At 63.1% G+C, this 14,125-nt stretch carries 12 protein-coding genes; 4 read left to right on the top strand and 8 right to left on the bottom strand.

Features of this window, described 5'->3' with window-relative positions; translation table 11 throughout:
• Nucleotides 1-387: 387 nt before the first annotated feature.
• Both ACR9Y2_RS26575 and ACR9Y2_RS26570 read right to left on the bottom strand, forming a co-directional pair.
• Nucleotides 388-1,971: a glycoside hydrolase family 27 protein gene (locus ACR9Y2_RS26575; RefSeq protein ID WP_435044764.1), complete on the bottom strand. Its 1,584-nt coding sequence runs from the start codon at nucleotides 1,969-1,971 to the stop codon at nucleotides 388-390.
• A 63-nt stretch (nucleotides 1,972-2,034) separates the two neighbouring features.
• On the bottom strand, nucleotides 2,035-3,252 hold the full coding sequence (locus ACR9Y2_RS26570; protein ID WP_435044763.1) for an MFS transporter: 1,218 nt from the start codon (nucleotides 3,250-3,252) through the stop codon (nucleotides 2,035-2,037).
• Nucleotides 3,253-3,314: 62 nt separating this feature from the next.
• Here ACR9Y2_RS26570 and ACR9Y2_RS26565 point away from each other — a divergent pair, with 62 nt between their 5' ends.
• Genes ACR9Y2_RS26565 through ACR9Y2_RS26555 form a run of 3 tightly spaced genes read left to right on the top strand, consistent with a single transcriptional unit; the run spans nucleotide 3,315 to nucleotide 7,198 of the window.
• Nucleotides 3,315-5,360, top strand: coding sequence for an alpha-amylase family protein (locus ACR9Y2_RS26565; protein ID WP_435044762.1), 2,046 nt, complete (start codon nucleotides 3,315-3,317; stop codon nucleotides 5,358-5,360).
• A gap of 14 nt (nucleotides 5,361-5,374) precedes the next feature.
• Nucleotides 5,375-6,418 (top strand): Gfo/Idh/MocA family protein, encoded by a 1,044-nt coding sequence (locus tag ACR9Y2_RS26560; protein WP_435044761.1) that lies wholly within the window; start codon nucleotides 5,375-5,377, stop codon nucleotides 6,416-6,418.
• Between the two features lie 12 nt (nucleotides 6,419-6,430).
• A complete protein-coding gene (locus ACR9Y2_RS26555) occupies nucleotides 6,431-7,198 on the top strand; it encodes an SDR family NAD(P)-dependent oxidoreductase (RefSeq protein WP_435044760.1) in 768 nt (255 codons plus the stop codon).
• A 201-nt stretch (nucleotides 7,199-7,399) separates the two neighbouring features.
• Here the strand turns inward: ACR9Y2_RS26555 and lexA are convergent, their stop codons facing one another.
• Nucleotides 7,400-8,023: a transcriptional repressor LexA gene (lexA, locus tag ACR9Y2_RS26550; RefSeq protein WP_435044759.1), complete on the bottom strand. Its 624-nt coding sequence runs from the start codon at nucleotides 8,021-8,023 to the stop codon at nucleotides 7,400-7,402.
• A gap of 277 nt (nucleotides 8,024-8,300) precedes the next feature.
• On the opposite strand from lexA, the gene ACR9Y2_RS26545 reads away from it, so the two are divergent.
• Complete coding sequence (locus ACR9Y2_RS26545) at nucleotides 8,301-8,879, top strand: cytochrome C (RefSeq protein WP_435044758.1); 579 nt, start codon at nucleotides 8,301-8,303, stop codon at nucleotides 8,877-8,879.
• Nucleotides 8,880-8,956: 77 nt separating this feature from the next.
• Here the strand turns inward: ACR9Y2_RS26545 and ACR9Y2_RS26540 are convergent, their stop codons facing one another.
• From ACR9Y2_RS26540 to ACR9Y2_RS26520, 5 genes are read right to left on the bottom strand one after another with little or no spacing between them, the layout of a single operon-like run.
• Nucleotides 8,957-10,336 carry an amidohydrolase family protein gene (locus ACR9Y2_RS26540; protein ID WP_435044757.1) on the bottom strand — a complete coding sequence of 460 codons (1,380 nt, stop codon included), beginning with the start codon at nucleotides 10,334-10,336 and terminating at the stop codon, nucleotides 8,957-8,959.
• Complete coding sequence (locus ACR9Y2_RS26535; RefSeq protein ID WP_435044756.1) at nucleotides 10,317-10,709, bottom strand: cytidine deaminase; 393 nt, start codon at nucleotides 10,707-10,709, stop codon at nucleotides 10,317-10,319. The genes ACR9Y2_RS26540 and ACR9Y2_RS26535 overlap by 20 nt, the downstream gene beginning before the upstream one ends.
• 12 nt (nucleotides 10,710-10,721) lie before the next feature.
• Nucleotides 10,722-11,522, bottom strand: a complete 801-nt coding sequence (locus ACR9Y2_RS26530; RefSeq protein WP_435044754.1) for a purine-nucleoside phosphorylase — start codon at nucleotides 11,520-11,522, stop codon at nucleotides 10,722-10,724.
• Nucleotides 11,519-12,736, bottom strand: coding sequence for a NupC/NupG family nucleoside CNT transporter (locus tag ACR9Y2_RS26525; RefSeq protein ID WP_435044753.1), 1,218 nt, complete (start codon nucleotides 12,734-12,736; stop codon nucleotides 11,519-11,521). Before ACR9Y2_RS26525 ends, ACR9Y2_RS26530 begins: the two co-directional genes overlap by 4 nt.
• A 48-nt stretch (nucleotides 12,737-12,784) precedes the next feature.
• A complete protein-coding gene (locus ACR9Y2_RS26520; RefSeq protein WP_435044751.1) occupies nucleotides 12,785-14,089 on the bottom strand; it encodes a thymidine phosphorylase in 1,305 nt (434 codons plus the stop codon).
• Nucleotides 14,090-14,125: the final 36 nt, after the last annotated feature.

The following is a 14,125-nucleotide window of genomic DNA, read 5'->3' as shown; positions in this document are numbered from 1 at the left end:
GTTGTAGCCCCTCCGGGTACTTCCGGCCGGGTGCAATCTCCCTGATAGGAAGTATATCAGGCCCAGCCAGTCAGATCGCTCTAACTCATAGACGCGTCACGTCCGGTTTTGGGTGCAAGGGGAATCTGGACGCTTTTGGGCAAAAAAAGGGGGCCGCCGTGGAGTGAATGGCGGCCCGCGAGGATCAGGATCGCTTATTTTTGGAGAATTTGAACGGTCGAACCGAAAGCTGCTACGACCTTCGTTTCGCTTACGTATTCCGACATTTTAATAAGCAAGGGACGGGCCAAAGTGCAAGTGCTTTAGTTTCAATGCAGTTGCAAAGTGTCCATGCGGAAAGGGGACAACTTGTCCCCTTGCGGGCGACACCCTGTCCCGAACCGGCCATCACGGCCCGACACGCAGCATCGCTACTCCATGTGCCGGTACCGTAACCGAGTATCCTTCGGCCGTCGCTTCCACTGCGGTATGCGTCCAAAGATCGCGTACCTTCGGCATTCCCTTCACTCCCAGCGCCTGCCATGTGATGGAGGCCGGCGCCGCCGCCTTGCCGCGGTTGAACAGGCCCACTGCCCACGCCCCGCTTTTTAACGGACGAACCCAAATGTCGATGTCACCGTTCTGCTGCAGTCGGTACCCCTGCTTGCCCAGCGGGTCCTGGCTCACCGCCAACACGTCGCGATTCGTCAGGATTTCCACCGTCTGCTTGTCCATACTACGAACGTCGTTACCCGCGATCAGCGGAGCGGCCAGGATCGCCCACAAGCTCATGTGGGTCCGGCTCTCGTCCGCATTCAGCCCGCCGTTGCCGATCTCCAGCATGTCCGGGTCGTTCCAGTGGCCCGGTCCGGCCGATTTCTCCTTGCCATTCTGGCCAAACCCGATCTGGGCCATCGATTCGTACGTGTCGCGAATGTCACCAGTCGTGCGCCACATGTTGGCCCCGATCGTCGAGCCCCATTCCAGTACCGCTCCCTGGCCATACTGGCTGATGCTGTACAGAATCGGGCGGCCGGTCGCACGCAGCTCCTGCGCCATCATCTGGTACACCACCGGCTGCTGGTCGACCGTGAATGTCCGCGCCGCGCCACACCAGTCGTACTTCAGGTAGTCGACGCCCCAGGAGGCGTACACCTTGGCGTCGATCGCCTCATAGCCCAGGCTGCCCTCCAATTGCTGGCAGGTGCGCGAGCCTGGCGAGGAGTAGATCCCAAACTTCAGCCCCTTGGAATGGACGTAATCGCCCAACGCCTTCATGTCTGGAAACCGCTCATTCGGCTTGGGTTTGCCCGACTCGTCGCGGCCCGCGATCCAGCCGTCGTCGATGGTCAGGTACACATAGCCGGCATCGCGCAGCCCGCTGGACGCCAGGGCGTCGGCCACTTCGCGGATCAGCTTGTCGCTGATGGCTGCGTGGAACTTGTTCCAGCTATTCCAGCCCATGGGCGGAGTCTTGGCCAACCCGTTGGGCGGCAGGGTCTTCCGTTCGGGCAGCACCGGCTTGGGCCGCTTCGCGTCGGCCGCCAGTTCCTTCTTGATCTCTTCGCTCTCGCCGCGCTTGGCGATCATCTCGCGCATGCCGCGCATCCCGCCCGGTCCGCCACCGGGCCCCATCGCGCCGCCGGGCGGGGGACCACCTGGGCCGCCGGGTCCCATCGCCGGCATGTTCATGGTCAGCTTGAGCTGCTCGCCTTCCACTTTGCCTTCCCACTTCATCCGCCGTTCCTGGCCCATCATGTTCTGGACCACTTCGAACGAGAAGGTATCCCCCTCGATCTTTCCATTCAGGATCTTCTGTTCACCCATCGCCGAGAGCATCGAGCCGGTGAACGCGGTGCCCTCCTGTTTGAAGTTGAGTTGGGTTTCCATGACGCGCCCGCCCGGGCCCTGACGTTGGGCCACCCAACTGCCGGTAAGATCGGCGGCCAGGCATGGGCAAGCGAGGAGTATGAGCACGGCTAGGGGCTTCATCGGCATTTATCCTATACCGAAGTGTGTGGTCCTCGTAACCGGAGAGGAAACGCTTACAATTCTTTACAGGGAACCGCGCTCCACGGTCACCGCCACATCCGAGGGCAGGGCACTGGTCACCGGCCGCCAGAACAACAGCGCCAGGCCGATCGTCAGAGCCTGCACCAACGCGATCAGCGCGACGCAGGCTGGCCAGCCCCAGCGGGACCACAGCGCCCCGGGCAGTACAGCTCCGGCGCTGCCGCCCGCATAGTAAAAGGTGACATAGAGCCCCACCGCGGCCGCGCGTCCTTCCTTTGTCACCTTGCCGATGTAGCTGCTGGCGGCCGATTGTGCGATGAACACGCCGGTGCAGCAGAACGCGAGTCCAGCAATAATCGCCGGCAGCGGAGCCAGCAGCGTCAGCGCCGTGCCCGCCAGGCTGAGGCTGAGCGCTCCGCAGAGCGCCGCCCGGTGGCCCAGCCGGTCGATCCAGCGTCCGGCAATGGGTGTGATCACCGCACCCACGAGATAAACCGTGAACAGGAAGCCCAGCGCGGCAGTAGACAGGTTGTAAGGCGCCGCCTCCAGGTGGAAGTTCACATAAGTGAATAGCGCCACCATTGAGAACAGCACGCAGAACCCCGCTCCGTAAGTGGCCAGCAGTTGCGGATTCTTCAGGTGCCGCAGGATCTGGGCCGCATGGCCGCCCTCCTGCGTCACCGGCCGGAACCGCTTGCCCTCGGGCATCCAGGCCCTGATCGCCAGGCCGCCAGCGAGATTCAGCGCCGCCAGCCAGACAAATGCCCATTGCCAGGAAGTGACGGTCGCCACCACGGCGGCCAGCGTACGACCCGTGAAGCCGCCCAGCACCGTACCCGTGACATAGGCCGCCATCGCCGCCCCGACGTTCGACTTCCACTCCTCATTGATGTAAGCGATGGTCACCGCGAAGATGCCGGGCGTCAGCACCCCTTGCAGGAATCGCCAGAACAGCAGTTGCCCCAGGTTCTGGGCCACGGCCGCCATCAGCGTGGGAATCACCAGCAGCAGTGTGGCGGGGACGATCACCTGTTTACGGCCATGACGGTCGGCGATCAGCCCGACAAACGGCGCGGCCAGCGCCACAGCGATCGTAGCGGCGCTGACCACCAGGCCTGCACCGGCGGCGGAGATCTGAAAATGCCGGGCCAGCATCGGCAGCAGGGGCTGGGGCGCGTAGAGGTCGAGAAAGGCGCAGAACCCCGCAAACACGACCGCCGCCGTGCGCTTGCGGTGGTCCGTCCGCGAGATCGCATCCATCAAATTTCATTCTCTCGCATGCGGCACTTGGCTTGCCCTCGCGGCTTCGATACCATGCCCGCATGCCTTTCTTGAACCGGCGTGAGTTTCTGCTCACCAGCGCCGCCGCCGGACTCGCCGCCGCGCCCGCAACGGCGCACTCCGAACTGCCGTTCCGCCAGGTCCACCTCGACTTCCATACCAGTGAACTCATCCCCGACGTCGCCGCCGATTTCGACGCCCGCGAGTTCGCCGCCACGCTGAAAGCAGCGCACGTCAACTCGATCAACGTCTTCGCGAAATGCCACCACGGCCTCGCCTACTACGACACCGCCATCGCCCAGCGCCATCCCGCCTTGAAGATCGACCTGCTGGGCCAGATGGTCACCGCCTGCAAGGCTGCAGGCATCCACGTGCTCTACTACTACTCGCTGGTGTGGGACGTCGCCACCTCGCGCAAGCATCCCGACTGGATGGTGGTCACCCGCGATGGGCACAACATCGGCGGCCCGCCCACCGACGCCTGGCCGTGGATCTGCATGAATACGCCCTACCTCGACCAGGTGCTGGCCGAGAACGAAGAGCTTGTCACAAAGTACGATACCGACGGCGCGTGGTTCGACATCCTCAAGCAGCACCCCGACGGCTGCTTCTGCCACTGGTGCACGGCCGATCGCAAAAAGCTGGGCCTGAAGGACGACCCCGAGTCCATCCGCACCCACAACAAGCTGGTCGCTAAGCGCGTGGAGGAGGGGCTGAACAGGGTCGTCCACAAGCGCTTTCCCAACGGCCTCACGTTCTACAACAGCCGCCTTGTCGTCGGTGTACGAGACGAACTCGATTACTACTCGCACATCGAGATCGAATCGCTGCCCACCGGCGGCTGGGGCTACACCCACTTCCAGCAGCGCGTCCGCTACATGCGCACCCTCGGCAAGGACATGGTCGGCATGACCGGCCGCTTCCACAAAAGCTGGGGCGACTTCGGCGGCCTCAAGAACCAGGCCGCGCTCGACTTCGAGTGCCTCAACTTCCTCGCCAATGGAGCCAAGGCCTGCGTCGGCGACCAGTTGCACCCGCGCGGCCGCCTGGATAAGACGACCTACGCCCGCATCGGCAAGACTTATACGAAGGTGGAGGCACTGGAGCCCTGGACCCGCGGAGCCCAGGCCGTGGCCGACATCGGCGTCATCTCCACCGCTCTCTTCAACACCGAAACCACACAGAAAATCACGCCCTCTGACCAGGGCTTCACCAACATGCTGGTCGAGCTGCACCAGCAGTTCAACGTCATCGACCTGGCCGAGGATTTCCGGCGCTACCAGTTGCTGATCCTGCCCGACGAGATCCGTCCATCCAAGGAACTGCTGGCCAAGCTGGACGAATTCGTCACAGCCGGCGGCAGCGTCATCGCCTCCGCCGAAAGCCTGCTGGACCCGCGCATGTACTGGTTCTATTGGAAGCCGCTCGGCCTCCGCTACCAGGGCAAGGCGAAGTTCCGCGGCGAGTATATGCTGGCCAAACCCGGCGCGTTCCCTTCGCTCGACGAAAGCGCCTATTACCTCTACCAGCCCGGCCATTCCGTGGCCGTCGACGAAGGCACCGAAGTGCTCGCCACCTACGGCCACCCCTACTTCGACCGCACGCCGGAGCGTTTCAGCTCCCACAAGCAGACACCGCTGGGCCAGCGCACCGAGGAGCCGCTCATCACCCTGCGCGGCAAAGTCTGCTACATCGCGAATCCCATCTTCCGCAGCTACGCGCTGGATGGCGTGGGCGCCTACAAGCTGGTGGTCGGAGACCTGCTGCAGCGCCTGTTGCCGCAGCCCGTGGTGACAGCGCCCAAGCTGCCGTCCACGGCCCAGATCACACTGCTCGAGCAGTCCGAATCCAAGCGCCGCATCGTGCATCTACTCCACTACCCCATGACACGCCGCGCGCCCGACATCGATATCATTGAGGAACCCGGACTGCTGCTCGACCAGGAGATCCGGCTCCGTCTGGCCGCGCCGCCCAAAAGAGTGACCCTCGTGCCTCAAAACAAACCCCTCCCGTTCCGTTTCGAGAATGGCTATGCGGTTTGCCGCGTCGACAGGGTCGTCGGCCACCAGGCGGTCTGTTTCGAATAAGGAGCGAGTGACCCATGCCAAAGACCGTTCGCATCGCCATGTTGGGCTCCGGTTTCGTGGCCGGCTTCTACATGCAGGGCCTGGCCAACGTCAATGGCCAGGAGGTGGTCGTCAACTTCTCGCTCGATAAGAAGCGCGCGAAGAAGTTCGCCGCCGCGTGGAGTATCCCGGAGCACACCACCAATCTGGCCCAGCTGATTGAGCGCGACGACATCGATCTCTATCTCATCGCCCTGCCCAACGACGCTCACATGCCGGTGTCCGTCCTGCTCTCCCAGGCCGGCCGCAACCAGGTCTGCACCAAGCCGCTGGCACGCAATCCGGACGAAGCGGGCCGCATGCTCAAGGCCGCCGTTGAGTCCGATAAGATTCATGGCTATGCCGAGACTGAGGTCTTCGCGCCCGCTGTCGTGAAGGCCCGCCAGACCATCGAGAGCGGCGGCATCGGCAAGGTGCTGTGGGTTCGTTCGCGCGAATCCCACTCCGGTCCGCACAGCGCGCACTTCTGGGATATTGAACGTACCGGCGGCGGAGCCATGAACGACCTCGCCTGCCATTGCATCGAGGCCGCGCGCTACTTCCACGGCAAGGACAACGCCATCGTGGAAGTGATGGCCTGGGGCGACACCCTGGTCCACAACAAGAAGACCAAGGGCGAGGACAATGCGCTGCTGGTGCTGAAGTTCAGCTCCGGCGGCATCGCCCACTGCGAACTGAGCTGGACCTGCAAAGGCGGCCTCGACCTGCGCAACGAGATCCACGGCAGCGAGGGCTCCATCTTCACCGACGTCACCCGCGGCACGCCCATCTCGTCCTTCGTCTCTCAACCCGCCGGCTATGTCGTGGAGAAGGCCGACATCGATTTCGGCTGGACCCGTCCGCTGCCCGAAGAGGCGTTCACCTACGGCTACCAGGCCGAGATGCGCCACTTCGTCGAATGCGTGCGCGACGGCGCCGAGCCCCGCGAAACATACGTCGACGGCTACGCTGTCAACTGTGTGCTGGATGCAGGCTACCAGTCGATGGCCTCCAAGCGTTGGGTCAAGGTAAAGTATTAGTCCGCGCGGGAAGTGAGGCACAAGTTGGTACTCGACGGCCAGGTCTGGCTCATCACGGGCGCCAGCGGCATGGGTGCGGCCACGGCCCGCCTCGCCGCCATCTACGGCGCCAAGGTCTTTGTGTGCGGCTTGGAGGAAGCCGATTGCCGCCAACTCGCCGCCGAGTGCTGCGGCGGCTTCCATTGTGGCGACCTCTCCGTCACGGCCGAAGCGGAAAAGGCCGTGGCGCGCTGCATCAGCGAACTCGGACCCATCGATGCGCTCTTCAATGTGGCGGGCATGAGCGGCCGCAAATTCGGCGACGGCCCGCTGCATCTTGTCACCGACAGCGGCTGGGAACGCACGTTCGACATGAACCTCAAAACGATGTTCCATGTCTCGCGGACAGTGTTGCGCCGTATGCTGCCGCGAGGCCAGGGCGCCATTCTGAACATGACCTCCGTAGCCGCCTATGCGCCGGAGCCGCATCATTTCGATGCTCACGCCTACGCCGCCGCCAAGGGTGCAGTGATCTCGATGACGAAGTCGATGGCGGCCTACTATGCGCCGCACGGCATCCGGGTGAACGCCATCGCCCCCGGTTCGGTCAGGACGCCGATGAGCCTGCGCGCCCAAAGCGACGAACGCATTCTGCAGATGTTGAAAACGAAGCAGCCCCTGGCGGAGACGTTCATAGAAGCGGAAGAGATAGCGCGAGCAGCCGTGTTCCTGCTAGGCCCCGGCTCGCAGATGATCACCGGCCAAGTGCTGGGCGTGGATGCGGGCTGGGAAGTGTCGTGAGCGTCAAAAGCTTTCAGCGATCAGCTGTCAGCTTTCAGCTCCGGACCGCGTGTCGCGGCAGTACGTCAAGATACAGGCTCAGGAGGCATCGCCAGAAGGGGGAGATGAGTAAACAAACTCAAAAGCTGACAGCTGAGAGCTGACCGCTGAAAGCTACTGCCCCAACTCCCTCTGCATCCGCAATCACCCTGCCGCCGCTGCTCACCCCAACTTCCGCACCACCGTCCGCACCACCCCTTGCACCACCAGGTCCGCCCTTGGATACAACTCCGGATAGTCCGCGTTCTCCGCCTTCAGGAACCACCTGCCCTTCACCCGCACCAGGCGTTTCAGCGTACTCTCCCCGTCGATCAGCGCCGCCACAATCTGGCCCGCCGCCGGCGAAGGCGTAGGCTCAATCACCACCATGTCGCCGTTCAGGATGCCCGCATCCTTCATCGATTCCCCGCGCACCTTCAACAGGAAACAACCCTCACGCGGTTTGAAGCCGAGCATCGTCTCATCGAAGATCGCCGTCGACTCCGGCGAGGACGACTGGAACTCCTGCGGTGGTCCGGCCGGGATATGTCCAAACACCGGCAGCGCATGCAGCAGTTCGGAAGGCACCTGCCTCTCCGCCACCACCTCGATCCGCCGCGACCCGATGCGATCCGCCATCCGGATCACACCCTTCGCCTCCAGCGCGGCCAGATGCCCGGCCACCCCGTTCGGGCTCCTGATCTCGAAATGCCTCTGGATCTCCGGGATTGACGGCGAACAGCCATTCTCCCGGCGGAACGCGACAATATAATCGTAGATCTCACGCTGTCTGTCTGTGAGAGTCATAGTGTAATTATTTACACTTTAACGCGGTCTGTCAAGCCCTTCCCACTGCTCTACTGCGATCCCCTTACCCACCTTCAGACCCTTGACAGATCCTCCGCGCAGCCGTACCATGACCGAAGCTCCACGTGAAGTATTTTCAATGTTGGAGTTCACTGGGGAAGTCTACAACTTAGATCCAAAACGGCCCGCCGGATCGTAATCTCCTCGCGAGGCGGCACTGCCTCCGACCCGATCGTTCGGCGTCCGGAAAGTTCAACTCAGAGGGAGGGCAAAAACAATGTCCAGGAAAAATCTATTGGCCGTAGTTGCGGTAGCGGTCCTGCTGATCGCCGCCGCCGGCCTGACGGCGCAGTCACCCGATGCCATCTATCAGCAGGTGCGCGCCAACCAGGGCCTTAAGATGGCTCCGGTGCCGCTGGCGCTGGAAGGCAAGGATCCCAGCCTCATCGGCTATGGCAGCTATCTCGTCAACGCCGTAGGCGGTTGCAACGACTGCCACACCAACCCGACCTACGCCACCGGCGGCGACCCCTTCAAGGGCGAGAAGATGGTCGTCAACGCAGCCGGCTATCTTGGCGGCGGCCAGTCCTTCGGGCCGTTCACTTCCCGCAACCTGACGCCGGAAGTGGACAAGTTCAACCGCCCGGCCGGCATGACCTTCGACGAGTTCCTGATGACCATGCGCACCGGTGTCGATCATGACAATCTGCACCCGCAGATGGGTCCACTGCTGCAGGTGATGCCGTGGCCCGCTTACGCCCAGATGACCGACTACGATCTGCGCGCCATCTATGAGTACCTGCGCTGCATTCCGCCGGTGAAGGTCGCTCCTCCGCCCGCCACGCCCGCTCCGTAAGCCGCAATCACCAAAGGAAAAAGGAAAAGGGCCGCCCCGCCATCGCGCGGAGCGGCCCTTTTCCTATCCCGCTGCGTCTATTTCAACGACGCATCCACCTTGTCGCGCAACAGCTTCACATCGCGCCGGATCTCCACCGGGTTCAGTGTCAGCGCCTTGCGATTCTCCACCGTCGGCTTGCCTTCAATCACCACGTCCTGCACATCGCTCGCCTTCAGGCTGTAGACCAGCATCGAGTACACATCGTGCATCGGCCAGCCGTTCGGAGCGCTGGTCGACACCGTAATCAGGTCGGCCTTCTTACCTGCCTCCAGCGAACCGATCTCTTTCTCCAGGCCCAACGCCTGCGCTCCGCCGATGGTCGCCATGGCGAACGCCTGCGTGGCCGGCAGCACCGTCGGATCCTGTGCGGACACCTTGGCCAGCTTCGACGCCAGGTCCATCTCCTCGAACATGTCGAAGTCGTTGTTCGAACCCGCCGGACCGTCCGTGCCCAGGCCGACCGCAATACCCGTCCGCAGCAGGCCCATCACGTTGGCCGTCCCACTGCCCAGCTTCATGTTGCTCGACGGGCAATGCGCAATCCCTATGTTGTGCCGCTTGATGGTGATGATGTCATTGGCCCGCGTCCACACCGCGTGCGCGAACAAAGTGCGGCCAGTCAGCGCCCCCAGCGACTCCAGGTAAGCCGTGGGCGTCATGTTATTGTGATCGCGCCCGCAATCGGAGTTCTCCTTCTGTGTCTCCGACACATGAATGACGAACAGCGTCTTGTACTTGTCCGCCAGCGCCCGCGCCGCCTTCAGCGTCTCCGGCGAATTCGTATAAATGGCGTGCGGAGCCACCGTCGGCATGATCAGCGCATCGTCCTTGAACCGCTGAATGAACTTCTCCGTGCCGGCCAGCGCCAGTTCCGGTGTCTTGTAATCCGGGGCGGGGAAGCCGATGATCGTCTGCCCCAGCACGGCCCGCATGCCGGCCTTCTTCGTCTCCTCGGCGATGGCGCCCTCGAAGTAGTACATATCGACGTAGGTCGTCGTGCCGCCCAGCATCATCTCCAGCACCGCCAGCCGCGTGCCCACGCGCACAAACTGCTCGTTGACGTTCTTGGCCTCGGCCGGGAAGATGAACTTCTCCAGCCACTTCTGCAGCGTCAGATCGTCTGCGATGCCGCGTAGCAGCGACATGGGCGCATGCGTGTGGGTGTTGATCAGGCCCGGCGCCAGAATCGCATCCGGCCGGTCGATCCGTTTGGCCGCCTGATACTTCTGGTCGATCTCGGCTTTGGGCCCAACCGCCAGAATCCGGCCTTTCGCAATGGCCACGGCGCCGTTGACGATCACCGTGCGTTGCGCGTCCATCGTCACCACACGGCCGGCCGACAGAATCAGGTCGGCGGGCGTGGCGGAGAGCAGGGAACAGAAGAGAAGAGAGAGGCTAATCGAGGAAAGTCGCATCAAAGGCTCGCGGAAGCAGGTCGCGCAGGCGGCATGTCTCCGCCGCGCCCTGCAGGTTGAACAGAATCACTTCCAGGTCGCCGCACAGATCCCACAACACCTGCCGGCAGGCGCCGCAGGGCGGTGTCAGCTTTTCCGTATCGGCCACCACGGCAATGCGCGTGAAGCGCTTGGCGCCCTCGGCCACGGCCCGGAAAATCGCCGTACGCTCGGCGCACATCGTCAGGCCGTAGGACGAATTCTCCACATTGCAGCCGCCGAAGATCCGGCCGTCCTGCGCCTGTAACGCCGCGCCCACCAGAAAATTGGAGAACGGAGCGTGCGCGCGCAAACGCGCCTGCAAGGCGGCTTCTTTCAGTGCGTCCAGTTCCATGGCTGTGTGACCCTACTCCGATTTGAGCAGATTCGTGAGCAGCGTGATCAACTGGCCGGCCGAGGCGATACCGGTCTCCAGCACTTCCTGGTGGCTCAGTTCCTTCTGCATGCCCGCCGCCATGTTCGTCACCGTTGAGATGGCCAGGACCCGGATGCCCATGTGATTGGCCACAATCGTCTCGGGTACCGTCGACATGCCGGCCAAATCGGCCCCAATCGTCCGCAGGTAACGGATCTCCGCCGGAGTCTCGAAATTCGGCCCCAGCAGCGCGGCATACACGCCCTCGCCCAGCTGAATGCCCGACTGCGCGGCCACGGTCTTCAACTTGGCCAGCAGTTCCGGGCTGTAGGCATGCGACATGTCCGGGAATCTCGGACCCAACTCCGCATCGTTCGGACCCGTGAGCGGATTCGAGCCCTGCAGGTTCAGGTGATCGGTGATCGCCACCAGCAACCCGCGGTGATAGGCCGGATTGATGCCGCCCGCGGCATTCGTCAACACCAGGTTCTTCAGGCCCAGCACGCCCAGCACGCGTACGCCGAACGTCACCTGCTGCGGAGTCCAGCCCTCGTAGAGATGCACGCGGCCGCTCATTACGGTCACCGGCGTCAGGCCAATTCGGCCCACAATCAGCTTGCCCGCATGGCCCTGCACGGTCGGCACCGGCCAGTGGGGAATGTCATTATACTCGATCTCGACACGGTCGGTCAGCGCATCCGCAAAAGCTGCCTGCGCGCTGCCCAGCACCACGGCTGTCTCCGGCCACTGCGCCAGCTTCGCCTTCAGGAACCCTGCCGCCTCGCGGATCACAGCAGCACTCCCGCGATGCAGGCCGACATGAAGTTCGCCAGCGTACCCGCCATCATCGCCTTCAGGCCCATGCGCGCCAGGTCCGACTTCCTGCTGGGCGCCAGCGCCCCAATGCCGCCAATCTGAATCGCGATCGAGCTGAAGTTCGCGAAGCCGCACAGCGCGAATGTTGTGATGACGAACGACCGCGGATCCAACGTGCTCTTCAACTCACCCAGCCGCAGGAACGCGATGAATTCGTTCAGCACCATGCGCGTGCCCAGCATGTCGCCCACTGAAGCCGCATCTTTCCAGCTCACGCCCAGCAGCCACGCGATGGGTGCGAAGACGATGCCGAACAGCTTCTGCAGCGACTCCGGAATCCAACCCACCACCGAGTGCAGCCAGCTCATGCCGCCGTTCACCAGCGCGATGAGCGATATGAACGCGATCAGCATGCCGCCGATGTTCAACGCCAGTTGCAGGCCATCGCCCGCACCGCGCGCCGCCGCATCGATCACGTTCACGCCGGGCCGTTCAATTTCGACTTTGACGTCGCCTTCGGTCTCGGGATGGCCCGTCTCCGGCACCAGCATCTTGGCCAGCAGCAGCGTCGCAGGAGCAGTCATGATCACGGCCGTCAGCAGGTGCTTGATGTCCACGCCGGCGATCTTTACGTAGGCGGCCATCACCGCGCCCGACACATGCGCCATGCCGCAGGTCATCACCGTGAACAGCTCAGAGGGTGTCAGGTTGGCCAGGAACGGCCGGATGGTCAGCGGAGCTTCCGTCTGGCCCATGAAGATGCTGGCCGCGACGTTGGTCGACTCGGCGCCGGAGCAGCGCATCACGCGGTGCATGCCCCAGGCCATCGCCTTGATCACCACCTGCATCACGCCGAAGTAGTAGAGGATCGAGAACAGGCTGGCGATGAAGATCACGATCGGCAGCACCTGGAAAGCAAAAACGACCCCAAAGGGGCCGCTCTTGACGCCTAACGGTCCAAACAGGAAATTGCTGCCCTGTTCGGCATATTCCAGCAATGCGTTGACCGCGACGCTGGCTGCCTGAAAGATCTTCCCTACATCCGTCTTCAGCACCAGGAAGGCAAAGCTGAATTGCAGCCCCAACCCCCACAACAGCAACCGGGGCTTGATCGCTCTCCGGTCCGTCGACATCGAATAGCAGAGGGCCAGGATGGCGATCAGGCCCAGCAGTCCCGTAAAGCGGTCCATGGTAACGCACCGGCCTGTGGGGACCGGCCCTCTCTTGTTCGAACTTCTTTAGCTGACGACTTCGAGGATCAGTTCACGCGGCTCGGGCGCGGTGGAGGAGATGCGGAAGGCGTCTTCCACGCGCTCAGCCGCTTCGCCGATGCGGTCTTCCTTGGTGAAGTACAGGCGGCACAGAACACCGCCGGCTTCCACCTTCTGGCCGACCTTCACTTCCAGAATCACGCCGACGGCCGGATCGATGGAATCTTCCTTCGTGTCGCGGCCCGCGCCGATCATGGCCGAGGCGATGCCGATCTCTTCGGCGTCGATGTGGGAGATGTAGCCGCCGCGCGGAGAGGTGATCTCCATCGCGCCCGTGGCGTTCGGCAGCAGGTCGAAACGGTCGAGAACCTGCGGATTGCCGCCCTGCGCCGCAATCATGTCCTTGAACTTGGCATAGCCGGAACCGTCGCGCAGCTTGGAGGTAGCCAGGTCGCGCGCTTCTTCCATGGTCGCGGTCACCTTGGCCAGGTAGATCATGCGCGCCGCCAGCTCCAGCGAGATCTTCGTCAGATCGTCAGGACCGGAGAACTGCAGCGTCTGCGACACTTCCATGATTTCGAGAGCGTTGCCGATGGCATAACCCAGCGGCTGGTTCATGTCGGTGATCAAAGCCTGGGCGCGCAGGTCGGCGCGGCGGGCAATGGTCGTCATCAACTGGGCCAGCTTGCGGGCATCCACCTGGCGCTTCATGAATGCGCCGGCGCCCACCTTCACGTCGAGCACCAGGCCGTCCAGGGACGCCGCCAGCTTCTTCGACATGATCGACGCGGCGATCAGCGGAATCGACTCCACCGTACCCGTGGCATCGCGCAGCGAATACAGCTTGCCGTCGGCCGGGGTGATCTCGTCACTCTGGCCCATTACGGCGAAACCGACACGGTTCAGTACGTCGCGAAACTCATCGACACTCAGATTCGTGCGGAAACCGGGGATCGACTCCAGCTTGTCCAGCGTGCCGCCGGTGTGGCCCAGGGCGCGGCCCGAGACCATCGGAACCTTCACGCCCGCGGCCGCTGCCAGCGGTGCGCAGATCAGGCTGGTCTTGTCACCCACGCCGCCGGTGGAGTGCTTGTCCACCTTCGGACCCGGCACCGAGGAGAGGTCGAGACGCTCTCCGGACGCGATCATGGATTCCACCATGGCGCCCACTTCGACGTCGGTCATGCTCTGAAAATAGACGGCCATCAGGAAGGCCGAGACCTGGTAATCGGGGATCTCGCCGCGAGTGTAGCTCTCGACAAGCCAGGTGATTTCTTCGGGCGACAGCTCTTCGCCGTTCCGCTTGCGCTGAATGAGGTCGACGGTTCGCATTATCAATCGCTTAGCGTATCACCTTCGGAATCGATA

The organism is Paludibaculum fermentans (assembly GCF_051172195.1).
GTDB lineage: Bacteria > Acidobacteriota > Terriglobia > Bryobacterales > Bryobacteraceae > Paludibaculum > Paludibaculum fermentans_A.
The sequence above is the reverse complement of the archived record's forward strand: the minus strand, read 5'-3'. Positions and strand labels throughout refer to the sequence as shown.

Excerpts from the sequence above, each read along its gene's own strand:
- lexA (WP_435044759.1), bottom strand. The coding sequence starts at position 8,023 with ATGACTCTCACAGACAGACAGCGTGAGATCTACGATTATATTGTCGCG.
- ACR9Y2_RS26535 (WP_435044756.1), bottom strand. The coding sequence starts at position 10,709 with ATGGAACTGGACGCACTGAAAGAAGCCGCCTTGCAGGCGCGTTTGCGC.
- ACR9Y2_RS26540 (WP_435044757.1), bottom strand. The coding sequence starts at position 10,336 with ATGCGACTTTCCTCGATTAGCCTCTCTCTTCTCTTCTGTTCCCTGCTC.
- ACR9Y2_RS26565 (WP_435044762.1), top strand. The coding sequence starts at position 3,315 with ATGCCTTTCTTGAACCGGCGTGAGTTTCTGCTCACCAGCGCCGCCGCC.
- ACR9Y2_RS26570 (WP_435044763.1), bottom strand. The coding sequence starts at position 3,252 with ATGGATGCGATCTCGCGGACGGACCACCGCAAGCGCACGGCGGCGGTC.
- ACR9Y2_RS26525 (WP_435044753.1), bottom strand. The coding sequence starts at position 12,736 with ATGGACCGCTTTACGGGACTGCTGGGCCTGATCGCCATCCTGGCCCTC.
- ACR9Y2_RS26575 (WP_435044764.1), bottom strand. The coding sequence starts at position 1,971 with ATGAAGCCCCTAGCCGTGCTCATACTCCTCGCTTGCCCATGCCTGGCC.
- ACR9Y2_RS26560 (WP_435044761.1), top strand. The coding sequence starts at position 5,375 with ATGCCAAAGACCGTTCGCATCGCCATGTTGGGCTCCGGTTTCGTGGCC.
- ACR9Y2_RS26520 (WP_435044751.1), bottom strand. The coding sequence starts at position 14,089 with ATGCGAACCGTCGACCTCATTCAGCGCAAGCGGAACGGCGAAGAGCTG.
- ACR9Y2_RS26545 (WP_435044758.1), top strand. The coding sequence starts at position 8,301 with ATGTCCAGGAAAAATCTATTGGCCGTAGTTGCGGTAGCGGTCCTGCTG.